22 protein-coding genes are annotated in these 23552 nt (G+C 63.2%); 19 read left to right on the top strand and 3 right to left on the bottom strand.

Translation table 11 applies throughout. The features are described from left to right. Positions 1–8: 8 nt before the first annotated feature. From HWE01_RS03210 to HWE01_RS03230, 5 genes are all read left to right on the top strand, one after another. Entirely contained in the window at positions 9–953 is a 945-nt protein-coding gene (locus tag HWE01_RS03210; RefSeq protein WP_283817508.1) for a sugar kinase, read from the top strand. A 22-nt stretch (positions 954–975) separates the two neighbouring features. Continuing rightward, positions 976–1935: a 2-hydroxyacid dehydrogenase gene (locus HWE01_RS03215; protein ID WP_241821081.1), complete on the top strand. Its 960-nt coding sequence runs from the start codon at positions 976–978 to the stop codon at positions 1933–1935. Positions 1936–2155: 220 nt separating this feature from the next. Continuing rightward, entirely contained in the window at positions 2156–2911 is a 756-nt protein-coding gene (locus HWE01_RS03220; protein ID WP_034350081.1) for an electron transfer flavoprotein subunit beta/FixA family protein, read from the top strand. A 2-nt stretch (positions 2912–2913) separates the two neighbouring features. After that, positions 2914–3843 carry an electron transfer flavoprotein subunit alpha/FixB family protein gene (locus tag HWE01_RS03225; protein WP_039787724.1) on the top strand — a complete coding sequence of 310 codons (930 nt, stop codon included), beginning with the start codon at positions 2914–2916 and terminating at the stop codon, positions 3841–3843. Positions 3844–3937: 94 nt separating this feature from the next. Beyond that, positions 3938–5722 carry an acyl-CoA dehydrogenase gene (locus tag HWE01_RS03230; RefSeq protein WP_008327194.1) on the top strand — a complete coding sequence of 595 codons (1785 nt, stop codon included), beginning with the start codon at positions 3938–3940 and terminating at the stop codon, positions 5720–5722. A 74-nt stretch (positions 5723–5796) separates the two neighbouring features. On the opposite strand, the gene HWE01_RS03235 is transcribed toward HWE01_RS03230, so the two are convergent. Continuing rightward, positions 5797–6219, bottom strand: coding sequence for an NINE protein (locus HWE01_RS03235; protein ID WP_175343035.1), 423 nt, complete (start codon positions 6217–6219; stop codon positions 5797–5799). Positions 6220–6532: 313 nt separating this feature from the next. On the opposite strand from HWE01_RS03235, the gene rpsP reads away from it, so the two are divergent. The 11 genes from rpsP to trpS all read left to right on the top strand — a co-directional run bounded on the left by rpsP (position 6533) and on the right by trpS (position 15652). Further along, on the top strand, positions 6533–6787 hold the full coding sequence (gene rpsP, locus HWE01_RS03240) for a 30S ribosomal protein S16 (RefSeq protein ID WP_008327198.1): 255 nt from the start codon (positions 6533–6535) through the stop codon (positions 6785–6787). Positions 6788–6857: 70 nt separating this feature from the next. After that, positions 6858–7478: a ribosome maturation factor RimM gene (rimM, locus tag HWE01_RS03245; RefSeq protein WP_241821082.1), complete on the top strand. Its 621-nt coding sequence runs from the start codon at positions 6858–6860 to the stop codon at positions 7476–7478. A gap of 82 nt (positions 7479–7560) precedes the next feature. After that, entirely contained in the window at positions 7561–8316 is a 756-nt protein-coding gene (gene trmD, locus HWE01_RS03250) for a tRNA (guanosine(37)-N1)-methyltransferase TrmD (protein WP_034350083.1), read from the top strand. Between the two features lie 151 nt (positions 8317–8467). Further along, complete coding sequence (gene rplS, locus HWE01_RS03255) at positions 8468–8851, top strand: 50S ribosomal protein L19 (RefSeq protein ID WP_008327243.1); 384 nt, start codon at positions 8468–8470, stop codon at positions 8849–8851. A 119-nt stretch (positions 8852–8970) separates the two neighbouring features. After that, positions 8971–9642, top strand: a complete 672-nt coding sequence (locus HWE01_RS03260; protein ID WP_241821083.1) for a CoA pyrophosphatase — start codon at positions 8971–8973, stop codon at positions 9640–9642. A gap of 163 nt (positions 9643–9805) precedes the next feature. Then, the gene (locus HWE01_RS03265) at positions 9806–10765 is read left to right on the top strand and encodes a CobD/CbiB family protein (protein ID WP_175343031.1); all 960 of its coding nucleotides are present in this window, start codon (positions 9806–9808) and stop codon (positions 10763–10765) included. A gap of 309 nt (positions 10766–11074) precedes the next feature. Then, a complete protein-coding gene (locus tag HWE01_RS03270; protein WP_008327247.1) occupies positions 11075–11425 on the top strand; it encodes a DUF3579 domain-containing protein in 351 nt (116 codons plus the stop codon). Positions 11426–11640: 215 nt separating this feature from the next. Further along, positions 11641–13029, top strand: a complete 1389-nt coding sequence (gene fumC, locus HWE01_RS03275) for a class II fumarate hydratase (RefSeq protein ID WP_008327248.1) — start codon at positions 11641–11643, stop codon at positions 13027–13029. 378 nt (positions 13030–13407) lie between these two features. After that, on the top strand, positions 13408–13752 hold the full coding sequence (locus HWE01_RS03280; protein WP_008327249.1) for a hypothetical protein: 345 nt from the start codon (positions 13408–13410) through the stop codon (positions 13750–13752). A gap of 51 nt (positions 13753–13803) precedes the next feature. Then, a complete protein-coding gene (locus tag HWE01_RS03285; RefSeq protein ID WP_241821084.1) occupies positions 13804–14364 on the top strand; it encodes a glycine zipper family protein in 561 nt (186 codons plus the stop codon). Positions 14365–14617: 253 nt separating this feature from the next. Then, on the top strand, positions 14618–15652 hold the full coding sequence (trpS, locus tag HWE01_RS03290) for a tryptophan--tRNA ligase (RefSeq protein ID WP_241821085.1): 1035 nt from the start codon (positions 14618–14620) through the stop codon (positions 15650–15652). 79 nt (positions 15653–15731) lie between these two features. On the opposite strand, the gene HWE01_RS03295 is transcribed toward trpS, so the two are convergent. Then, complete coding sequence (locus HWE01_RS03295) at positions 15732–17120, bottom strand: ATP-binding protein (RefSeq protein ID WP_175343028.1); 1389 nt, start codon at positions 17118–17120, stop codon at positions 15732–15734. Then, positions 17117–17854, bottom strand: a complete 738-nt coding sequence (locus HWE01_RS03300) for a response regulator (RefSeq protein ID WP_008327256.1) — start codon at positions 17852–17854, stop codon at positions 17117–17119. The genes HWE01_RS03295 and HWE01_RS03300 overlap by 4 nt, the downstream gene beginning before the upstream one ends. A gap of 237 nt (positions 17855–18091) precedes the next feature. Between HWE01_RS03300 and HWE01_RS03305 the strand changes: the two genes are divergently transcribed. The 3 genes from HWE01_RS03305 to HWE01_RS03315 all read left to right on the top strand — a co-directional run bounded on the left by HWE01_RS03305 (position 18092) and on the right by HWE01_RS03315 (position 23545). Beyond that, positions 18092–18631: a Spy/CpxP family protein refolding chaperone gene (locus HWE01_RS03305; RefSeq protein ID WP_241821086.1), complete on the top strand. Its 540-nt coding sequence runs from the start codon at positions 18092–18094 to the stop codon at positions 18629–18631. A gap of 186 nt (positions 18632–18817) precedes the next feature. Further along, positions 18818–20353 carry an MdtA/MuxA family multidrug efflux RND transporter periplasmic adaptor subunit gene (locus HWE01_RS03310; protein ID WP_241821087.1) on the top strand — a complete coding sequence of 512 codons (1536 nt, stop codon included), beginning with the start codon at positions 18818–18820 and terminating at the stop codon, positions 20351–20353. 42 nt (positions 20354–20395) lie between these two features. Further along, positions 20396–23545 (top strand): MdtB/MuxB family multidrug efflux RND transporter permease subunit, encoded by a 3150-nt coding sequence (locus HWE01_RS03315; RefSeq protein WP_241821088.1) that lies wholly within the window; start codon positions 20396–20398, stop codon positions 23543–23545. The last annotated feature ends 7 nt before the right edge of the window (positions 23546–23552 follow it).

Genomic DNA, 23552 nt, shown 5'->3' on the forward strand with positions numbered 1-23552 from the left:
CAAGCACAATGACGATGCAGCTGGATGTGGTGACCTGGGGGGAAGCCCTGGCACTCTTGGTGGCCGATGAAGTCGGCCCCTTCGAGGAAGTGGAAAAATATACGCGCCGCCTGGCCGGTGCCGAGACCAATGTGGCCATCGGTCTGGCGCGGCTGGGCTTGAAAGTGGGTTGGGCCAGTCGCGTGGGCAACGATGCCTTTGGTCGTTTCATCCGCAAGCGGGTGGCGCAGGAAGGTGTGGACGTCAGCCGCGTACTCACCGACATGGAATTTCGCACGGCCATCCAGTTGAAGGCCAAGGCAGTCGATGGGGCAGATCCGGCCATCGAGTATTACCGCAAGGGCTCGGCGGCCAGTCATCTGTCGCTGGAGGATTTCGATGCCGCGTATTTCGGCTTGGCGCGGCACCTGCACGCCACAGGCATCGCGCCGGCCTTGTCGCCCACGACGATGGCCTTTGCTCATCACGCCATGGATTTCATGCGGGCGCAGGGCAAGACGATTTCCTTCGATCCCAACCTGCGCCCCATGCTGTGGCCGTCGCGCGAGGTCATGGCGCAGCAGTTGAATGCGCTGGCCTGCAAGGCCGACTGGGTGCTGCCGGGGCTGTCGGAAGGCACGCTTCTGACCGGATATGAAGATCCGCGCGCCATTGCCGGCTACTACCTGGAGCGCGGTGTGAAGATGGTGGTCATCAAGCTGGGCGCCGAGGGCGCTTACTGGCGCAATGGTGAAGGCGAGGGCAGGGTGGCCGGCGTGCCGGTGAAGGAAGTGGTCGATACCGTGGGGGCCGGGGACGGCTTTGCGGTCGGCGTCATCAGCGCGATGCTGGAAGGTTTGTCGGTGCCCGAGGCTGTCATGCGCGGCAATCGCATCGGGGCGTTTGCCATCCAGGTGGTCGGTGACATGGAAGGCTTGCCTACCCGGGCCGAGCTGGAGGCGGCCTCGGCCTGATTTGACTCTTACAGGAATCGCCATGAAGCCGCACGTAGTCGTCTACAAAAAATTGCCCGAGCATCTGCTGCAGCGCCTGCAGGCGGAATGTGAGGTCACGCTCTTTGACCGTATTACGCAAGACAACCGCGCCGATTTCCTCGCGGCCCTGAAGACCGCCCATGGCATGATCGGCGCCAGCCTGCCGATCACCAACGACATGCTGGAGGGCGCGCCGCTACTCAAGATCGCCTCCACCATCTCGGTGGGCGTGGACAATTTCGACCTGGATTATTTTCGTCGGCGCGGGCTGATGCTGGCGCATACGCCCGGCGTGCTCACCGAAGCCACTGCCGACACCATCTTTGCCTTGATCCTCTCCACTGCGCGCCGGGTGGTGGAACTGGCCGAATACGTCAAGGCCGGACGCTGGAAGGGCAGCATCGGCCAATCCCAGTTCGGCGTGAACGTGCACGGCAAGACGCTGGGCCTGATCGGCATGGGCCGCATCGGCTCTGCGGTGGCACGGCGGGCGCATCATGGTTTCGGCATGCCCATCCTATATCACAACCGTCGCCCCGATCCCGAGGCCGAGCGCGAACTCGATGCGCGCTACGTCAGTCAGGACGAATTGCTGGCCCAGGCAGACTTCGTCTGCGTCATGCTGCCCCTGAACGCCGATACCGAACGCCTGATCGGCGCACGCGAATTTGCGCTCATGAAGCGCAGCGCCATCTTCATCAATGCTTCGCGCGGGCGCATCGTCGATGAGGCGGCGCTGATCGCGGCCCTGCAGGACAAGACCCTCTACGGTGCCGGCCTGGATGTGTTTGAAGTCGAGCCGCTGCCCGCCGAATCGCCCTTGCTGCAACTCCCCAACGTGGTGGCCTTGCCCCACATCGGTTCGGCCACCCATGAAACCCGGCTGGCCATGGCCGAGCTGGCCGTCTCCAACCTGCTGGCCGGCCTGCGCGGCGAACCGGTACCCCACCTGGCGGTCTGAACGGTGCGGTGTTGCCTATGGGCAGGCCGCGCGTCAATTCCGCTGCATGAAGTTTTTTTCAGCTTCTCTTCATTTCCTCTTCCGCTCACGTGAATCTTTGGTGTATGCTGCGAACATTAAAAAGAACGATCGTGCTAAAAACCGGTAGGCACCCCGTTTTGCTTTTATAATCCTGCGGAAGTTTACGTTTACGTCAATTCCTTTTTGCAAGGGCCATGCGATGAAAGTATTAGTACCAGTCAAGCGCGTCGTGGATTACAACGTCAAGGTGCGCGTCAAGAGCGACGGCAGCGGCGTCGATATCGCCAACGTCAAGATGTCGATGAACCCGTTTGACGAAATCGCGGTGGAAGAAGCCGTGCGCCTGAAAGAAGGCGGCAAGGTGACCGAAGTGATCGCCGTCTCCGCCGGCGTGACCCAGTGCCAGGAAACCCTGCGCACCGCCATGGCCATTGGTGCCGATCGCGGCATCCTGGCCGAAGTGGCGGCCGATGTCGAACTGCAACCGCTGGCCGTGGCCAAGATCCTCAAGGCCCTGGCCGAGAAGGAACAGCCGCAGCTGATCATCCTGGGCAAGCAGGCCATCGACGATGACTGCAACCAGACCGGCCAGATGCTGGCAGCCTTGCTGGGCTGGCCGCAAGCTACCTTCGCCTCCAAGGTCGTACTGGAAGAGGGCAAGGTCACCGTGACCCGTGAGGTGGACGGCGGCCTGGAAACCCTGGCCCTGACCCTGCCGGCCATCATCACCACCGACCTGCGCCTGAACGAGCCGCGTTACGTCACGCTGCCCAACATCATGAAGGCCAAGAAAAAGCAGCTCGATACCGTCAAGCCCGAAGAACTGGGCGTGGACGTCGCCCCGCGCGTGAAGACCCTGAAGGTCACCGAGCCGGCCAAGCGCAGCGCCGGCGTGAAGGTGCCGGATGTCGCGACCCTGGTCGCCAAACTGAAAAATGAAGCCAAGGTGATCTGATCATGACCGCACTCGTTATTGCCGAACACGACAACGCCAGCCTCAAGGGCAGCACCCTCAACACCATCACCGCCGCAGCACAAGCCGGTGGTGACGTCCACGTCCTGGTGGCCGGCGCCAACGCCAAGGCCGCCGCTGACGCTGCCGCCCAAGTGGCAGGCGTGGCCAAGGTGCTGCTGGCTGATGCCCCGCAATTTGCCGATGGCCTGGCCGAAAACGTGGCCGAACAAGTCCTGGCCATCGCCAAGGATTACAGCCACATCCTGGCGCCCGCCACTGCCTACGGCAAGAACATCCTGCCGCGCGTGGCCGCCAAGCTGGACGTGGGCCAGATTTCCGACATCACCAAGGTGGAGTCGGCCGATACCTTCGAACGTCCGATCTACGCCGGCAACGCCATTGCCACCGTGCAATCGATCGACCCGATCAAGGTCATCACCGTGCGCACCACCGGTTTCGATCCGGCCGCGCAGGGTGGTTCGGCGGCCGTGGAAAGCATCCCGGCCGTGGCCGATTCGGGCAAGTCCAGCTTCGTGGGCCGTGAAGTGGCCAAGTCGGATCGTCCGGAACTGACCGCAGCCAAGATCATCGTTTCCGGTGGCCGTGGCATGGGCTCGGCGGAAAGCTTCAAGATCCTGGAGCCGCTGGCCGACAAGCTCAACGCCGCCATGGGTGCATCCCGTGCCGCTGTCGACGCAGGCTACGTGCCCAACGACTGGCAGGTCGGCCAGACCGGCAAGATCGTCGCGCCGCAGCTCTACATCGCCGTCGGTATCTCCGGCGCGATCCAGCATTTGGCCGGCATGAAGGACTCCAAGGTCATCGTCGCCATCAACAAGGACGAGGAAGCGCCGATCTTCTCGGTGGCTGACTATGGTCTGGTGGGTGACCTCTTCGAGGTCGTGCCCGAGCTGGTCAAGCAGCTTGGCTGATCTGGTCTGAACCGTAGTATCCGCCCCGGCTCAAGCCGGGGTGTTTTCGTGTACCCAAGGAACGCCGGCAGAGCGTTCCCAATGGAGGTTGGAGATGAGTTACACCGCGCCCGTGAAGGATATGTTGTTCGTCATGAACGAACTGGCCGGTCTGGCAGCCGTGAATGCGCTGCCCGGCTGCGAGGATGCCACGCCGGAAACGGCCGAGGCCATTCTCGAAGAAAACGCCCGTTTCTGCAGTGAAGTGATCGCCCCGCTGAACCATTCTGCCGACAAGGCGCCCAGCAGCTGGTCCGACGGCAAGGTCACCACCAGCCCCGGTTTCAAGGAGGCCTTCCGCCAGTTCGGTGAGGCCGGCTGGCAAGGCGTGCAGCATCCCGTGGAGTTCGGCGGACAAGGCCTGCCCAAGCTGCTGGCCACGCCCTGCATCGAGATGCTGAACTCGGCCAATCTCTCCTTCGCGCTGTGCCCGCTGTTGACCGATGGCACCATCGAAGCGCTGATGACGGCTGGCACGCAGCAGCAGAAGGAAACCTTCATCGCCAACTTCATCTCCGGCAAGTGGACCGGCACCATGAACCTGACTGAGCCGCAGGCCGGCTCCGACCTGGCGCTGGTGCGTACCCGTGCCGTGCCGGAGGGCGACGGGACCTACAAGCTCTTCGGGACCAAGATCTTCATCACCTATGGCGAGCACGACATGGCCGAGAACATCGTCCATCTGGTGCTGGCCCGCACGCCCAATGCGCCTGAAGGCGTGAAGGGCATTTCACTCTTCATCGTGCCCAAGTTCCTGGTCAATGCCGACGGTTCGCTGGGCGCGCGCAATGACGTGCACTGCGTCTCGATCGAACACAAGCTGGGCATCAAGGCCAGCCCGACTGCCGTGTTGCAGTTCGGTGACCATGGTGGCGCCATCGGCACCCTGGTCGGTGAAGAGAATCGCGGCCTGGAATACATGTTCATCATGATGAATGCGGCACGCTTCGCCGTGGGCATCCAGGGGCTGTCGGTGTCGGAACGTGCCTACCAGAAGGCCGTGTCCTATGCCCGCGACCGCATCCAGTCGCGCGACCTGGCCGGCTCGCCCGGTCCGGTGGCCATCATCCACCAGCCCGATGTGCGTCGCATGTTGATGTCCATGCGCGCCCAGATCGAGGCGGCGCGGGCCTTGTCCTATGTGGCCGCAGCTACCTCGGACGCGGCGCACTTCAGCGATGACGAAGCGACCCGCAAATCCAACCAGGCCTTCTACGAATACCTGGTGCCCATCGTCAAGGGCTGGATCACCGAGATGTCCATCGATGTGACTTCCACCGGCGTGCAGGTGCATGGCGGCATGGGCTTCATCGAGGAAACCGGCGCGGCCCAGCATTATCGCGATGCGCGCATCCTGCCGATCTACGAAGGCACGACTGCCATCCAGGCCAATGACCTGGTGGGCCGCAAGACCGTGCGCGACGGCGGTGCCGTTGCCAAGGGCATCATCGCCCAGGTGCGCCAGACCGTGTCCGAGCTGCAGGGCGATGCGCAATTGCAGCCCATCGCGGCGCGCCTGGCCGACGCCGCCGATGCGCTGGAGCAGGTGGTCGAGTATGTGGTGGCCAACGTCAAGAGCGATATCAAGGCGGTCTTCGCGGGTAGTGTCCCGTACCTGAAGATGGCTGGCGTGGTGCTGGGCGGCTGGCAGATGGCGCGTGCAGCGGCCATTGCGGCGGGCAAGCTCAAGTCCGGCGAGGGCGACGGCAAGTTCTACGAAGCCAAACTGGCGACTGCGCGTTTCTATGCCGAGCAGATCCTGCCGCAGGCGCTGGCCTATCGCACGGCCATCGTCGATGGCGGTGCTGCGGTGATGGCGCTGGCCGAAGACCAGTTCTGATCCGCGTCTGCAAGCAAAGCCCGGCATGCTGCATTGGCGGCATGCCGGGCTTGTTCATTGGGGCAGGGCAGTGGTCAGCCGAAGGCGCCGCCCGTAAAGAGCAAATCGAAGCTGCGCGCCAGCAGGGCGATCACGCCCAGGGCACCCAGCCCTACGGTCAGGACCAGGATCAGCGCCAGGATCCAGTGCGAGTCCGAGGACTGGCCGCTGGCGGCGTTGTGGCGTGCATCCCATTTTTCGTCAGGGGTGAGGCCGATGACCAGCGCTTCCAGGCAGGCGATCAGGGCCGAGAGCACGAAGGGCAGTCCCGTGAAGAGCTTGGGGGAGTCCGGCCGAGCCGCCATCAGGGCCAGTGACAAGGGAATGGTCAGTACATGCAGCCAGCCGAAGCGGTCGCGGCCTCCGTAGAGGTAAAAGCGATGCAGACCGATGCTGCCGAAGACAGTGGCCAGGAAGGTCGTCAGGGTCTTGTTCTTGTGGCGGGGCGATGGGGGCATGCTGCTTGTCTCTTTATTCTGTTGTACGCCGACGCAAGTGAAGCCGGCGGTCATTTTGTCGTCATGGGTCGGAGCAGTATAGCCCAGCCCGTGGCGGGCAGGCATTTCCGGCAGGACAGTCGGCAACCCCGCTGTCCTGCCCGGATGGGGGCAAAAGTGATGTCTTTTGGCATCACTTTTGCCGTGTTTTGGGGAGTTTCAGGGCTTTTGTGCGTTGGTCTCTGGCACAAAAGCCCCAAGCAACTTGCCCGGGTGGGCGGAAGTCCGTTATAATCTGCGGCTTTTCCGTGTCCGTATTCTTACTGGAACCATTATGGTCGTTATTCGTTTAGCTCGTGGCGGCGCCAAGAAGCGCCCCTTCTACAACATCGTTGCAACCGACTCGCGCAATCGTCGCGATGGCCGTTTCATCGAACGCATCGGCTTCTACAACCCGGTCGCTTCCGGCAAGGAAGAAACCGTGCGTATCGCTGCTGACCGTCTGGCTCACTGGCAAGGCGTTGGCGCACAACTGTCGCCGACCGTTGCTCGCCTGGTCGCTGAAGCCGGTTCCAAGGCTGCTGCTTAATACAGGTTTTCCTGTCTGATTCCGCGCCGGTTCTGCTGGCGCCCGGATGAAGAACAGGTCTGGTGTACTCATGACTCATCCAGCCCAGGCGGGGTTCTCCGCACCCGACGATCTCGTGACCGTCGGCCATGTGACCGGAGCCTACGGAATCCAGGGCTGGATTCGCGTGCGTCCTTATTCTTCCGAGGCAGATGCCTTGTTGAATGCCAAGACCTGGTGGCTGGAGAAACCCGGCCAGCCCAAGCAGGATGTCGATGTCATGCAGTCCAAGGGGCACAGCGGCGATGTCGTTGCGCGCCTGACCGGGGTAGCGGACCGCAATGCGGCCGAAGCCATGAAGGGAACGGTGGTCTCCATCTCCCGCAAGCACTTCCCGGCGCTGGATGACAATGAATTCTACTGGGTCGATCTGATCGGCTCGGCAGTGGAAAATCTCCAGGGTGAACACCTGGGCGTGGTGTCCGACATGATGGACAACGGCGCCCATCCCATCCTGGTGGTGAAGGCCCCGGTGCAGGAAACTGCGCCAGCGCTGCAACCGCAACCCGCTGCCGACGCAAAGCCGAAAAAGGGTGCCAAGGAGAAATCCGCGGCGTTGCCCGAATTGCTGATCCCGTTTGTCGACCAGTTCGTCAAGACGGTGCAGCAGAGCGAAAAGAAGATCATCGTCGACTGGGACAAGGATTACTGACCTTCAAGGTCAGTTTTTTCTTTTCCGGCGCTGATGTCGGCAGATTCAAAAGATTCAAAAGAACCCAGGAAATGGAGGCGTGATGCAGTTTGATGTCGTCACTCTGTTTCCCGAGATGTTCGCCGCGCTGACGCAATCCGGCATTACCCGCCGGGCGCTTGAGCAGCAGCGCTGGGGCTTGCAGTTGTGGAATCCACGTGAATTCACCACTGACAATCACCGCACCGTGGATGACCGCCCCTATGGCGGCGGTCCCGGCATGGTGATGCTGGCCAAGCCGCTGCAGGCTGCCATCGAGGCGGCGCAGCAGCGACAGCAAGCGCTGGGCCTGGCGCGGCCGCGTGTGATTTATCTTTCACCGCAAGGTGCACCGCTGACGCATGAGCGCGTGGTGCGGCTGTCGCAGGACAGCGGGGCAGTGTTGCTGTGCGGACGCTATGAAGCGATTGACCAGCGCCTGCTCGACAAGTGCGTGGACGAGGAAATCAGCATCGGCGACTTCGTCCTCTCCGGCGGTGAATTGCCGGCGATGGCGCTGATGGATGCAGTGATCCGGCTCTTGCCGGGTGCGCTCAACGACAGTGCCTCGGCAGTGGAAGACAGTTTCGTCAACGGACTGCTGGATTCGCCCCATTACACGCGTCCGGAAGTCTATGAAGGCGAGCCGGTGCCCTCCATCCTTCTGGGTGGGCACCATGCCGAGATCCAGAAATGGCGCCGGCAGCGGGCACTGGAGGCCACGCAGGCCAAGCGTCCCGACCTCATCGTCCGGGCCCGCGAGCAGGGCTTGCTGAGCAAGGCCGATGAAAAGTTTCTGGGCAGTCTGGCGCAGCCTTGAAGGTTTGTAGCAAATGCAGTACCGCAGGCCCGGCAACGGACCTGCACCGTGCGGTGGCCGATGTCACCGTGTTTGAAACCCCATCCTCTACCGGGCTTTACAATCCGCCCTCGTGGCAATGGCGCCGGCAAGATGGTTACAGGAGCAAAAAATGGATCTGATCCAGCAACTCGAGCAAGAAGAGATCGCGCGTCTCGCCAAGAACATTCCCGACTTCGCCCCCGGCGACACCGTGATTGTCAACGTGAACGTGGTTGAAGGTACCCGCAAGCGCGCTCAGGCTTACGAAGGCGTGGTCATCGCCCGCCGTAACCGTGGCCTGAACTCCAACTTCATCGTCCGCAAGATTTCTTCGGGCGAAGGCGTGGAGCGTACCTTCCAGCTGTACTCGCCGCTGATCGCCTCGATCGAAGTCAAGCGTCGTGGTGACGTGCGTCGTGCCAAGCTGTACTACCTGCGCGAACGTTCGGGCAAGTCGGCACGTATCAAGGAAAAGCTGCCCAGCCGTGCGGCAAAGGCTGCTGCTGCCGAGTAATCGGTCGCCTGTTGATGCGTCAGAAAAAGGGGTGTCTCACGACGCCCCTTTTTTGTTTCCGACGCCCAATGGAAGTTGAAGTGGAAGTCCTGCCAACCTAACGATCAAGCGAGCACAACGTGGCCAGTTTCGATCCTCTCAATCTGCCGGTGGATGACGTCGCCGGCGAAAGTGCGCTGGATGCCGCGCGCCTGAATGCCGACTGGCTGCGCCGGCGCTTCGCCGACCCGCCGCGCTGGGAGCCCGAGCACAGCGGCGACCAGATGGCCCGGCTGGCCGAGTCCAAGGGACGTTTCCGGCTGGCCTCGGTGCTGATCCCGATCGTGCTGCGCGAGCAAGGTTTGACGGTTCTCTTCACTCAGCGCACAGCTGACCTGAAAGACCATGCCGGACAGATCAGCTTCCCCGGTGGTCGCCGCGAAGACTACGACGGCTCGGCCATCGACACCGCCCTGCGTGAGACCGAAGAGGAAATCGGCCTGGCGCGTCATCACATCGAAGTCATCGGTTCGCTGCCCGATTACTTCACCGGCACCGGTTATCGCGTCACGCCCGTGGCGGGCTTGATCCAGCCGCCGTTCGAGACCATCGGCGATCCGCGCGAAGTGGCCGAGATTTTCGAAGTTCCGCTGGCTTTCCTGATGGATGGCGTGAACCATCAGCGTCGTTCGGTGGAGCTGCCGGCACCGGTCGGTCGACGCAGCTTCTATACCATGCCCTATGAACGTTACTTCATCTGGGGCGCCACCGCCGGCATGCTGCGCAACCTGTTCCACTTCCTGCGCAGTTGACAGTGCAATATGTCGCGCCTCTGCGACGCTATGTCTCTGTTAGTGTTCAAGTAAGTAAAAATCCGTGACATTGCGCGCTTGATCCTGCTGGGTGAATCAATTGTTTGATTCCCCTCTTGCACTGCGCTATCGTACGGGCTATAGAGACCCCTAAGGCAGCTTGATGACATTTCTTTCCATTCTCTTTGCGCTGTTAATCGAACAACTCAAACCACTGCGCGCAGACAATCCGGTATACGCGTCGATCAAGTCTTTCGCGGCCACGATTGAAGGCTGGTTCAACGCCGGCCACGCCCATCATGGGCGCCTGGGCTGGGTGGTGATGGTAGGTGCCCTGACGGTGCCGGTGGCACTGGTCTACTGGCTCTTGCTGCATGTGAGCCTGGTGGCCGCCTTCGCCTGGAACGTGCTGGTGGTCTACATGACCCTGGGTTTCCGCCACTACAGCCATTACTTCACTTCCATCCAGCTGGCGCTCAACAGTGGCGACGAGATGACCGCGCGTACCCTGCTGGCCGAATGGACCAGGCAGGACACCACGGGCATGGATGTGAGCGAAATCTCGCGCATCGCCTCCGAGCGTGCGCTCATCACTACGCATCGCCATGTGTTCGGGGTGTTCTTCTGGTTCCTCATGCCGGTGGGGCCGGCGCTGGCGGTGATGTACCGCGTCGCCGAATATCTGTCGCGCGCCTGGAACGAGCCGGATCACATGAAGTTCGAAGCTTTCGGTCGCTTTGCCGCCCAGGCCTTCTACTGGATCGACTGGATCCCGGCCCGTCTGACCGCCTCCGCCTTTGCCGTGGTGGGCAACTTCGAGGAGGCCATCTATGCCTGGCGCAACTTCGCCCGCCGCTGGGACGATGAGGCCGCCGGCATCATCCTGGCCGCCGGTGGCGGCGCCATGGGCGTGCGCTTCGGCACCGAGAAGGAAGCAGCGGCCGGTATCATCCTGCCGGCTGACGCTGCCACGGTCGATTCCATGCCCGAGGAAACCGACGGCCTGCCTGGCGACACACCCTCGCCACGCACCCTGCAAAGCACCGTGGGCCTGGTCTGGCGCGCCTTGCTGCTGTGGATGTTCCTGTTGCTGCTGCTGTCGGTGGCGGTGTGGATGGGCTAGGCGGAAAGATGGATGAAAAAGCGGGCGCAGGCCCGCTTTGTTTTTGGGAACGCATTTCTCGCCAACCCGGTATACTTCCGGCTTCACTTCACAAGATCGCCACTTGCCTGGCAGCAGCATGCCCCGGCAATCGCAGAGCGGCATGCAGGAGCCGGGGAGACCGGTAGAAGCCAAGTCTTCTATAAGATATAATACTCAGTACCGCGCAGGCACCCAGGCAGAGCATCGCCGAGGCACCGCGCGCTCCAGGGCTCCGGTCCCACCAGGACAAGGGCATTCGGTTGCAAGCGCTTTAGAAGAACTGCATGTATGGCTGATCCCATCAAACCCGCAAACGCACCGGCCAAAGAATTCATCATCCTGGGCAAGACCTCGGATGGCCGGCAGTTCCGCCCCAGCGACTGGGCGGAGCGCCTGTGCGGCGTGATGTCGTGCTTCCGTCCTGAAGGCAGCGGCGGTCGCAATGCACACCTGAAATATTCTCCCTACGTGTTGCCTACCCACATCGATGGCGTGCGCTCGGTGGTGGTCAACGAAGCCCTGCGCGAGCTGGAACCACTGGCCTATCACTTCGTGGTCAACTTCGCCAAGGACAACGACCTGCAAGTGGTCGAGGCCTGTGTGCTGCCCGATCCGCCCAAGGACAACAAGGCCGGCTGATTCCTCGCTGCCGCTGCCGCTGCCGCGCCGGTCTTGCTGCGGCATTGCCAACCCCTCGCCAGCTTCATGCCGCCGCGTCCTGCGGGCGGTCCCGCCAGCAGTTACACTAGATGTCACATTGTCAGTCTCGTCGGTGACTCAGCCTTGTCATTGCGCCAGAGTCTCACGGGATCATCGGGCCGCTTGCGGCCCTCTCATCACGGAGAACCAGCATCATGAACCACCGCATGGAGCGCGACACCTTTGGCCTGATCGAAGTCCCCGCCGATCGCCTGTGGGGCGCGCAGACCGAACGTTCGCTGCACCACTTCCACATTTCCACCGAGCGCATGCCGGCCGAGCTGATCGTGGCCCTGGCCGCCGTCAAGCGCGCCTGTGCCACGGTCAACCGCGACCTGGGCAAGCTGGACGGCAAGAAGGCCGAGGCCATCATTGCGGCTGCCGATGAGGTCATCGCCGGCAAGCATCCGCTGGAGTTTCCGCTGTCGGTCTGGCAGACCGGGTCCGGCACCCAGAGCAACATGAACATGAACGAGGTGCTGGCCAACCGCGCCTCCGAACTGCTGGGCGGGGTGCGCGGCGAGGATCGCCTGATCCACCCGAATGACGACGTCAACCGTGGCCAGTCCTCCAACGACATCTTCCCGACCGCCATGCACGTGGCGGCCTGCATGGCTGTGGCCACGCACCTGATTCCGTCGCTGCACACCCTGCGCGCCACGCTGGCCGACAAGTCTGCGCAGTTCGCCGACATCGTCAAGATCGGCCGCACCCACCTGCAGGACGCCACGCCGCTGACGCTGGGCCAGGAGTTCTCGGGCTACGTGGCGCAGCTGGATCATGCCGAATCGGCCATCATCGCCACCCTCAACGCCATCTCCGAGCTGGCCGCTGGTGGCACGGCCGTCGGTACCGGGCTCAATGCCCATCCCGAATTCGGCGAGCGCGTGGCGGCCGAGCTGGCCAAGTACTTCGGTTTCCCCTTCAAGACGGCGCCCAACAAGTTTGCCGCCCTGGCCGGACACGATGCCCTGGTGGCCGCGCACGGCGGACTCAAGACCCTGGCGGCGGCCATGATGAAGATCGCCAACGACGTGCGCTGGCTGGCTTCCGGCCCGCGTTCCGGGTTGGGTGAAATCACCATTCCCGAGAATGAGCCGGGCAGTTCCATCATGCCGGGCAAGGTCAACCCGACCCAGTGCGAAGCCATGACCATGCTGTGCGCCCAGGTCTTCGGCAACGATGTCGCGCTCAACATTGGCGGTGCCAGCGGCAACTTCGAGCTCAATGTGTTCAAGCCGGTGATCATTCACAACTTCCTGCAGAGCGTTCGTCTGCTGGGCGATGGCATGGCCAGCTTCGAGGAGCACTGCGCGCGCGGCATCGAAGCCAACCACAGCCGCATCGGCGAGCTGATGGAAAAATCGCTCATGCTGGTGACGGCCCTGGCCCCGCACATTGGTTACGACAAGGCTGCCAAGATCGCCAAAGAGGCGCATCACGACGGCACCACCCTGAAACAGGCGGCTCTGGCGCTGGGCTATGTGACAGAAGAGCAGTTTGCCGAGTGGATCAAGCCGGAGCAGATGACGCGGCCGGGTTGAGCAGTGCGATCTCGCCCCGGTTGCAGGGGCGCCGGAAGTGTTGCGTTACCGGAGACTGCGACCATCAACGGCCTTGAAGAAGGCCGTTTTGTTTTTTGCGGCACGCATGAGATCGTGCTTCGCGGGCGCGACAAGCCCCTGATTGCAAAGCCTTTTCAACCCCGTGTATATCTCTGTTGATTAGGGTTACGAAATGAAACATCTCAAGATTTCACCGTGCCCCGCGCGTATATTGCTTTCCTGCGCCAGATGCGTCTGCAAGCCGCAGCCGGAAAGGATTCCAGGCTCACACGAGTGCGTGGGGAACGCGCCCGTGATGCCCTCTGGCAAATATTTCAGGCATTTCAAACATTCTGCGACACACCCAAGGGCAACGACATGAAAAAACTAGCGGCAATTGGCCTCTGCGGCATGCTGGCAACCGCCGGCCTGGTCGCCAGTGCCTCGGCCTATGCGCATGGACGCTTCTATGGTGGCGTGGTCATCGGTGGCCCTCTGTGGGTGCCGCCCCCGGTCTACTATCCGCCGCCGGTGTATTACCCGCCGCCGGTCTACGTGGAGCGCGTGCCGGCGCCGGTCTATGTGGAACCGCAGCGTCAGGAGTACTGGTATTACTGCTCCGATACCAAGTCTTATTATCCCTACGTCCAGAACTGCCCCAGTCCGTGGATGAAGGTGGTGCCCAACACGCCGGGCGTGCCGGGTGGCGCGCCACCGCAGTGAGTCAAGCCGCCTGCGTCGTCTGTCGTCGATCCCCCCGATAAAGGAAACATCGTGAAGCCCCTCTACAAGACCGCTGCTACCGTTTCCGCTCTGGGCGCCATGCTGGCGCTGGGCGGCTGCGTGAGCGTACCCACCGGCCCCTCGGTCATGGCCATGCCCGGCAAGGGCAAGACCTACGAACAGTTCCGCGCCGACCAGCAGCAATGCCAGCAATACGCGCAGGACGCCATCGGCGGGCAGGCCGCGCAGACCCAGAACAATGCCGCCAACAGCGCCGCTGTCGGTACCGCCGTCGGTGCCGTGGCCGGCGCACTGATCGGGGCCGCCTCGGGCAACGCCGGAGCGGGTGCCGCCATCGGCGCCGGTGGTGGCTTGCTGGTGGGCAGTGCCGCCGGCAGCAACGCGGCAGCAGGTGGCAATTACTCGATGCAGCAGCGCTACGACATGACCTACACCCAGTGCATGGTCAGCAAGGGTAACCAGGTCCAGCAGCCGGTCCAGACCACCACCGTCTACACCTATCATCCACGCTACTACTATGCGCCGCCGCCGCCTCCGGGGTATTACGGCCCGCCGCCGGTGTATTACGGTCCACCGCCGGGCGCCTATTGAGCGCTCGCACAAAAACCGTCTCTGCGGAGGCGGTTTTTTCTTATGCAGCGCAACATGGCGCGCTGCCGGTGCTATACTCGCCGCCATGCTTTTCCGAAATCAACTTGCGAAAACCCAGCATTGGTGGCGCGCCTGAACGAGGCGGCCCGTTTTCACACAGCTTGACCATGTGACCATGATGCCGCCGGTTCCGGCGGCATTGTTTCTTCAGCTTCGGGACCGGCGGCATTCCAGATAACGATCAGGAATGACCATGTCTTCGAACGCACCGAGCAATACCTCCTCCGCCTTGCCTGTGGTCCTCACCGGCGATCGCCCCACCGGGCCACTGCACCTGGGCCACTACATCGGCTCGCTCAAGTCGCGCGTGGCGCTGCAGGAAACCTCGCGCCAGTTCCTGCTGCTGGCCGATACCCAGGCCATGACCGATAACGTCGGCCGCCACCAGAAGGTCACCGACAATGTTCTGGAAGTGGCGCTGGACTACCTGGCCGTAGGCATCGATCCCGAGAAGTCGACCATCTTCATTCAGTCCCAGGTGCGCGAGCTGTATGAACTGTCGATGGTGCTGCTGAACCTGGTGACGGTCTCGCGCCTGGAGCGCAACCCCACCATCAAGGAAGAAATCCGCCTGCGCGGCTTCGAGCGCGATATCCCGGCCGGTTTCCTGACCTATCCGGTCAGCCAGGCCGCCGACATCACCGCCTTCAAGGGCCAACTGGTGCCGGTGGGCAGTGACCAGTTGCCCATGATCGAGCAGACCAATGAGCTGGTGCGCAAATTCAATGCCACCGTCGACCGCGAAGTGCTGGTCGAGTGCAAGGAAGTGCTCTCCGAAACCGGCCGCCTGCCCGGCATCGACGGCAAGGCCAAGATGAGCAAGTCGCTCGGCAATTCCATCCCCCTGGGGGCTACGCCGGCCGAGATCAAGCAGGCCGTGCATCGCATGTACACCGACCCCAACCATCTTCGGGTGGACGATCCGGGCCAGGTCGAGGGCAATGTGGTCTTCACCTTCCTCGATGCCTTTGATCCCGACCGCGACGCCGTGGCCGAACTGAAGGCCCACTACACCCGAGGTGGCCTGGGCGACAGTGTGGTCAAGCGCCGTCTGGAAGGCATCCTGCAGGAAATGCTGGAACCCATCCGCACCCGCCGCGAAGAGTTCGCCAAGGATCGCGGCGAAGTGCTGGCCATCCTGAAGCGCGGCACCGAACGCGCCAGCGCCGTGGCCGCGCAGACCATGGCCGAAGTCAATGCTGCCCTGGGCCTGAACTACTTCGGTTAAGGCACATTTGCCGACTATATGAAAACCGCCGCATCCCATCCGGGTTTGCGGCGGTTTTTTTATGCCTGCGTGAAGGTTTTTACCGATTTTTGGGAGGCGTCATCGGCGGCAGTTCCAGCAGGACTTCCAGCCCGCCCTCCGGCAGGTTGCGCAGGCGCAGCTGGCCGTGATGGTTCTCGGCGATGTTGAGCGCGATGGTCAGGCCCAGCCCGGTACCGCCGGTATCGCGCGAGCGCGAGGTCTCCAGGCGATAGAAAGGTTCGAACACGGCCTCCAGTTCGGCCTCCGGAATGCCCGGCCCCTGGTCGCGGATGCGGATGGCGATCTTCTGCTGTTCCAGCGCGATACTGACGCGGGCTGACTTGCCGTACTTGCAGGCATTGTCGATGAGGTTGGTCAGGCAGCGCCGCAGCGCGCCCGGCTGGGCCATCACGAAGGCGCGGGTGCTGCCTTGCAGGGTGACGTCCTGGCCGGCATCGGCGGCGTCGGCGCAGACGCTGTCGAGCAGGGAATCGATGTCCAGAGCCTGGATCTTCTCGGAAGAATCCATGCTGCGCGCCAGGTCCAGCCCTTCGCGCACCATGCCGTGCATGACGCCCAGGTCGTCGATGAGCTTCTGCTGCAAGCCGGGATCGCTGACCTTTTCCAGTCGCAGCCGCATGCGCGTCAGGGGTGTCTGCAGGTCATGCGTGATGGCCGCCAGCATGTGGGTGCGATGCTGGATCTGGCGACGGATGCGTCCCTGCATGGCGTTGAAGGCATGGGCCGCCTGGCGGATTTCGGTGGGACCGGTTTCGGCCAGCGGGGCGTGGTCGATGTCGCGGCCCAGGCGCGAAGCGGCTTGCGCCAGCTGGCGGATAGGGCGGGTGGCCATGCGCGCCACCAGCCACGCCAGCATGGCAATGAGTACCAGGAACAGCAGGATATATTGCAGACCGAACAGACCGGCCGGCCCGCCCGGTCCGCCGCGCCCGCGCAGGGCCGGGGGCTCGCCCGGCTGGTGCAGGCGCAGGCGCATGAGCGCCTGGTCATGCAGGCTGATGTAGATGACGCGACAGGTATCGCGGCGCGGTCCACGCCCGTCATCGGCATGCAGCGGCGGGCATTCGCTCTCACGCTGCACGGCGATCTTGCGGTCCTCGCCCAGGCGCGCCTGCAGCATCTCGATCAAGGGACTGCTGCTGCTGACATTGGAGCCGATGGCGTCGTTCATGTCGTCCACCATGCGCGCCTCGAAACCGAAGTTGGTCGCCGCCTGCAGCACGATGGGCCGTTGCGCGGGAGGGATGTTGTCCACCGCCTGCACGATCTGCTCGACGCGGTCGGCCAGATGCTGGAAGCGCAGCTCACGCAAGATATTGCGGCGCTCGTTGCCGGCCAGCCAGTTGGTGGCAAACACCGCCACCACGATACCGCCCAGCAGCAGGAAGAAGATGCGGTTGCCGATGGAGCCGAGGAAATTCTTCATCCCGGGCGGCCCGTCCCTTCGGCCGTCACGGTCGTGGCCAGCACGTAGCCCTCGTTGCGCACGGTCTTGATGATGGTGGGGGTACGCGCATCATCGCCCAGCTTCTGGCGCAGGCGGCTGATCTGGATATCCACCGAACGGTCGAAGGGATCGGATTCGCGGCCTTGCGTGAGCTCCAGCAACTGGTCGCGGTTGAGCACGCGGTTGGGATGGTCGAGGAACACCTTCAGCAGCCGGAATTCCGCCCCCGACAAGGCCACCACCACACCCTCCCGGCTCACCAGGTGACGCGCGGTGAGATCCAGGGTCCAGCCGGCAAAGCGCATGGTGGCAACGTCCGGCTGGGCCATGTTGGGCGGCAGCGCCTGGGTACGGCGCAGCACGCTGCGGATGCGGGCAAACAGTTCGCGCGGCTCGAAGGGCTTGGCCAGGTAGTCATCGGCGCCCATCTCCAGCCCCAGGATGCGGTCCAGCGGCTCGCCGCGCGCGGTCAGCATGATGACCGGTACCGAGGAGGTGGCGCGCAGGTTGCGGCAGATGGTCAGACCGTCTTCGCCGGGCAGGGTCAGATCCAGCACGATCAGGTCCACGCGCGACTCTTCCAGTACCCGGCGCATTTCGCTGCCATTGGTGGCGGTCAGGGTGCGCAGGCCATTGCTGTCCAGATATTCGGCCAGCAGGGTGCGGATGTCGCGGTCGTCATCGACGACGAGGATGTGAGTATTTGTATCCATGGACCGCATTATGCCGAACTTGTCCGTCCCTGCAGGGGGGATTTGTATCGGGTCTTTACAAGGAGCAGGGCAGAAATAAAACGATACCTGCGCGGCCCGCGTATATACAAAACGATACAAATGACGCCACAGCGGAAAAATCCTTGATACACGCCGCCGGTTTAATGGGAACCATGCCAGGACAGCACGTCGCTGTTCAAAAGCATAACGAGCACCACCCCCTGAAAGGAGCAAGCCATGTTGACATTCAAGAACCGTATCCTGGCCGGCGTCGCCGCCGTAAGCATCAGCGCCGTCACCCTGTCGGCCTTTGCCCAGATGCCCCCGGGCGGCCCGCAAGGTCATGCGCCAAGCCCGCAACAGATCGCCAAGTTCGAGCAGATGCGCGCCAAGCACCAGGCCGAGCTGCACGACAAGCTCAAGATCACCGCCTCCCAGGAAGCCGCCTGGAAGCTCTTCCTCGACAAGACCAAACCGGCCCCGTTCGACCCGGCCGGCCGTCCCGACAAGGCAGAATGGGCCAAGCTGAGCACCCCGGAACGTCTGGACAAGCAGCTTGACATGATGCGCAAGCGTGAAGCCTTCGCCGAGCAGCGCATCGCCGCCACCAAGGACTTCTACGCCACTCTGTCGCCGGAGCAGCAGAAGATCTTCGATGCCGAGCACGCCAAGATGGAGCGCCATCGTTGGGAAAAGATGGAACACATGCGCCACGGCGACCGCAAGGGTTCCCCGCATGGCGGCAAGCCGGCTCCGGATGCCCCGCCGGCCAACTAAACCGGGGCAGGCATGACCTGCCGCTGCGCCGGTGCAAGCCTGATACCGGCGCAGCGTGCAGTTCCACCCGACAGCCTTGCGTTTGCCCGCAAGGCTGTTCTCGTTGGCACATCGTGCAATGGCGGCAATAGCTGGGTACACTGCGTGCCAGCCCGCCGACTTGATCGGTTCACAGGTTTTCCTGACATGACAAATACTCCCAATTCCCGGCAGCCGTCTCCCTCCAACAGCTCTTCCCGTGGCAGCATTCTGCGCCGCTGGTGGTTCTGGGTCCTGGTAGCGGTGCTGGCCGCAGGTGGCGGCGCCAAATGGTGGTCCAAGAAGAAGACCGAACAGGAGCAGATGGCGGCCATGGGTGGCCCGGGCGGACGTCCCGGTGGCCCTGGTGGGCCGGGTGCGCGGCGCCCCGGTGCCGGCGCCTTTGGCAGCCAGACCATGCCGGTGGGCGTGGCCACGGCCCAGGTGCAGAACGTGGATGTGTTCCTCAACGGTCTGGGTTCGGTGACCCCGACGGCCACGGCCACCGTGCGGGCCCGCGTGGATGGACAACTGATGAAGCTGCATTACAAGGAAGGCCAGGTGGTCAAGGCCGGTGAGCTGCTGGCCGAGCTCGATCCGCGTGCGCTGCAGGCCGCGCTGACCCAGGCCGAAGGGCAGCTGGCGCGCGATCGCGCCTTGCTCGCCTCGGCCCGGCTGGATCTCAAGCGCTACCAGACCCTGCTGTCGCAGGACTCGATTGCCAGCCAGCAGGTCGATACCCAGGCCGCGCTGGTCAAGCAATACGAGGGCACGGTCAAGGCCGATGAAGGCAGTGTCGCCAGCGCCCGTCTGCAATTGTCGTTCACCCGCGTCACCGCCCCGATCAGCGGCCGCCTCGGCCTGCGCCAGGCCGACGTGGGCAACAACGTCACCACCAGCGATACCAATGGGCTGGTCATCATCACCCAGTTGCAGCCGATCACGGCCATCTTCAGCATCCCCGAAGACAATATCCCCAAGGTCTTGCAGCAACTGCAGAGCGGCCGCAAGCTGCCGGCCCAGGCCTGGGACCGCGAGCAGAAGAAGAAACTGGCCGATGGCGTGTTGTTGACCATCGATAACGTGGTCGACTCCACCACCGGCACGGTCAAGCTCAAGGCCCAGTTCCCCAATACCGATTACGCGCTCTTCCCCAGCCAGTTCGTCAACATCCGCCTGCAACTCAAGACCGAGAAGGGCGCCACCGTCATCCCCACGGCCGCCATCCAGCGCGGGGCCAAGGGCTTGTTCGTGTATGTGGTCAAGCAGGACAACACCGTCACCGTGCGCCCGGTCAAGACCGGCCCGGTGCAGGATGACCAGACCGTCATCACCGATGGCATCAGCGCCGGTGAAACCGTGGTCATCGATGGCATCGACCGCCTGCGCGAAGGCGCCAAGGTGGAAGCGGTCACGCGCGGCGGCGCCGATGATCCGGCCAACAAGCTCACCACCGAGAATCCGGAACGTCGCCCTGGCAAGCGGGGGCAGGGCGGTCAAGCGGCCCAGGGCGGCGAGGCCAACCTGAGTCCGGAAGAGCGGCAGAAGCGCTGGGCCGAACTCAACAAGCGCATCGATGCCGGTGAATTCGGCGAAGAAATCAAGAAGCTGCCCGAAGACCAGCGTCGCCAGAAGATGATGGAGCTGCGCCGCCAGCGCGAAGGCGGCGCCAACAATGCAGGCAACGCCAACGGCGCCAAGTAAGCACCCTCAGTCCGATTTGCCCAATCTGCACAAGGCTCACGCATGAATCCCTCGCGCCAGTTCATCCTGCGGCCGGTCGCCACATCCTTGCTGATGCTGGCGATCCTGCTGGTGGGCATCGTCGCCTACCGGCTCTTGCCGCTGTCGGCCCTGCCCGAAGTCGATTACCCGACCATCCAGGTGGTCACGCTCTATCCCGGTGCCAGTCCGGACGTGATGACCTCCTCCGTCACCGCACCGCTGGAACGCCAGTTCGGCCAGATGCCGGGCTTGAAGCAGATGTCTTCCACCAGCTCCGGCGGGGCCTCGGTGATCACGCTGCAATTCAATCTTGATCTCAGCCTGGACGTGGCCGAGCAGGAAGTGCAGGCCGCCATCAATGCCGGCAGCAACCTGCTGCCCTCGGATCTGCCGATGCCGCCGGTCTACAGCAAGGTCAATCCAGCCGATACGCCCATCATCACGCTGGCGGTCACCTCCAGGACCATTCCGCTACCCAAGGTGCAGGACCTGATCGATACCCGTCTGGCGCAAAAGATTTCGCAGTTGTCCGGCGTCGGTCTGGTGAGCCTGTCGGGCGGCCAGCGTCCGGCCGTACGCATGCAGATCAATCCGCGCGCCGTGGCCGCGCTGGGCCTGAACCTGGATGACGTGCGCACGGCCATCGGCAACGCCAACGTCAACCAGGCCAAGGGCAGTTTCGACGGCCCCACGCGCGCCTCAACCATTGACGCCAACGACCAGCTGCGCTCGGCCGATGAATACCGCAACCTGATCATCGCCTACAAGAACGGTGCGCCCATCCGCGTCTCGGATGTGGCCGATGTGGTCGACGGTGCAGAAAACGTCCGCCTGGGCGCCTGGGCCAACCAGCAGCCGGCGGTGATCGTGAACATCCAGCGCCAGCCCGGTGCCAACGTGATCGCCGTGGTCGACAGCATCAAGAAGATCCTGCCGCAGTTGCAGGCCAGCCTGCCCGGCGCCATCGATGTCCACATCCTGACCGACCGCACCACCACCATCCGCGCTTCGGTGGCGGACGTGAAGTTCGAGCTGCTGCTCTCGGTGGCGCTGGTGGTGATGGTGATCTTCGTCTTCCTGCGCAACGTGCCCGCCACCATCATCCCCAGCGTGGCGGTGCCGCTGTCGCTGGTGGGCACCTTCGCGGTGATGTACCTGGCGGGCTTTTCGATCAACAACCTCACGCTCATGGCGCTGACCATTGCCACCGGCTTCGTGGTCGATGACGCCATCGTCATGATCGAGAACATCTCGCGTTACATCGAAGAGGGCATGAAGCCCATGCAGGCCGCACTCAAGGGCGCCGAGCAGATTGGCTTCACCATCATCTCGCTGACCTTCTCGCTCATCGCCGTGCTGATTCCATTGCTCTTCATGGGTGATGTGGTCGGTCGACTGTTCCATGAATTCGCGGTCACGCTGGCGGTCTCCATCCTCATCTCCGCCGTGGTCTCGCTCACGCTCACGCCGATGATGTGCGCGCGCCTCTTGCGCCACCAGCCGGAACAACAGCAGGGCTGGTTCTATCACAAGAGCCAGGCTTTCTTCGACCGCATCATCGCGCGCTATGGCGTGATGCTGGAATGGGTGTTGCAACGCCAGAAGCTGACCCTGCTGGTGGCAGTGGCCACACTGGGCCTGACCGTGCTGCTCTACGTGTTCGTGCCCAAGGGTTTCTTCCCGCTGCAGGATACCGGTGTCATCCAGGGTATCTCGGAGGCCACGCAATCGATCTCCTTCGGCGCCATGGGCGAGAAGCAGCAGCAGCTGGCCAAGGTGGTGCTGGAAGATCCGGCGGTGGAAAGCCTGTCCTCCTTCATCGGAGTGGACGGCACCAACGCTACGCTCAACAGCGGCCGCATGCTCATCAATCTGAAGCCGCATGAAGAGCGTGATGTCTCGGCCTCCGACGTGATCCGCCGCCTGCAACCCAAGCTCACCCAAGAGGTGCCGGGCGTGACGCTCTACATGCAGCCGGTGCAGGATCTGACCATCGAAGACAGCGTCTCGCGCACGCAATACCAGTTCACGCTGGAAGACGCCGACCCGACCACTCTGAGCACCTGGGTGCCCAAGCTGATCGCGCGTCTGCAGCAGGTGCCGCAACTGGCCGACGTGGCCAGCAACCTGCAGGACCAGGGCTTGCAGGCCTATATCGAGATCGACCGCAATGCCGCCTCGCGCCTGGGCATCACCACGGCCGCCATCGACAATGCGCTCTACAACGCCTTCGGCCAGCGCTTGATTTCCACCATCTACACGCAATCGAACCTGTATCGCGTGGTGATGGAGGTCAAGCCGGAATTCCAGCGCGGGCCTGAAGCGCTGGACAGCATCTTCCTGGTCACCTCCGCCGGCGGCCAGGTGCCGCTGTCCTCGATTGCCACCGTGACCGAACGCACGGCCCCGCTGGTGGTGAACCACATCGGCCAGTTCCCGGCGGCGACCATCTCCTTCAACCTGGCCAAGGGCGCTTCCCTGGGCGAGGCGGTCAAGGCCATCAAGGTGGCCGAAGACGAGATCGGCATGCCCGACTCCACCGTCACCAACTTCCAGGGCGCGGCGCTGGCCTTCCAGGCCTCGCTGTCCAACACGCTGTGGCTGATCCTGGCGGCCATCATCACCATGTACATCGTGCTGGGCGTGCTCTACGAGAGCTACATCCATCCCATCACCATCCTCTCCACCTTGCCCTCGGCGGGTGTGGGTGCCTTGCTGTCGCTGATGATCTCGGGCACGGACCTGGGCATCATCGGCATCATCGGCATCATTCTCCTGATCGGCATCGTCAAGAAGAATGCCATCATGATGATCGACTTCGCCCTGGAAGCCGAACGGCATGAAGGCAAGAGTCCGCGCGAGGCGATCTACCAGGCTTGCCTGCTGCGCTTCCGCCCCATCCTGATGACCACCATGGCAGCGCTCCTGGGGGCGCTGCCGTTGATGCTGGGAACCGGGGTCGGTTCCGAGCTGCGCCAGCCGCTGGGCATCACCATGGTGGGTGGTCTGCTGGTGTCGCAGGTGCTGACCTTGTTCACCACGCCGGTGATCTATCTCGGTTTCGACAGCCTGGGCCGCCGCCTGCGCGCGCGCTTCGGACTGCGCGAACCGGGCCATGGCGGCGAGGATGACGATGACGGCAAACCGGCCACCCTGCCGCCTGCGGTGTAAGCGGATG

Origin of the sequence: Herbaspirillum sp. C7C8 (genome assembly GCF_022627875.1) — a bacterium.
Taxonomy (GTDB): domain Bacteria; phylum Pseudomonadota; class Gammaproteobacteria; order Burkholderiales; family Burkholderiaceae_D; genus Herbaspirillum.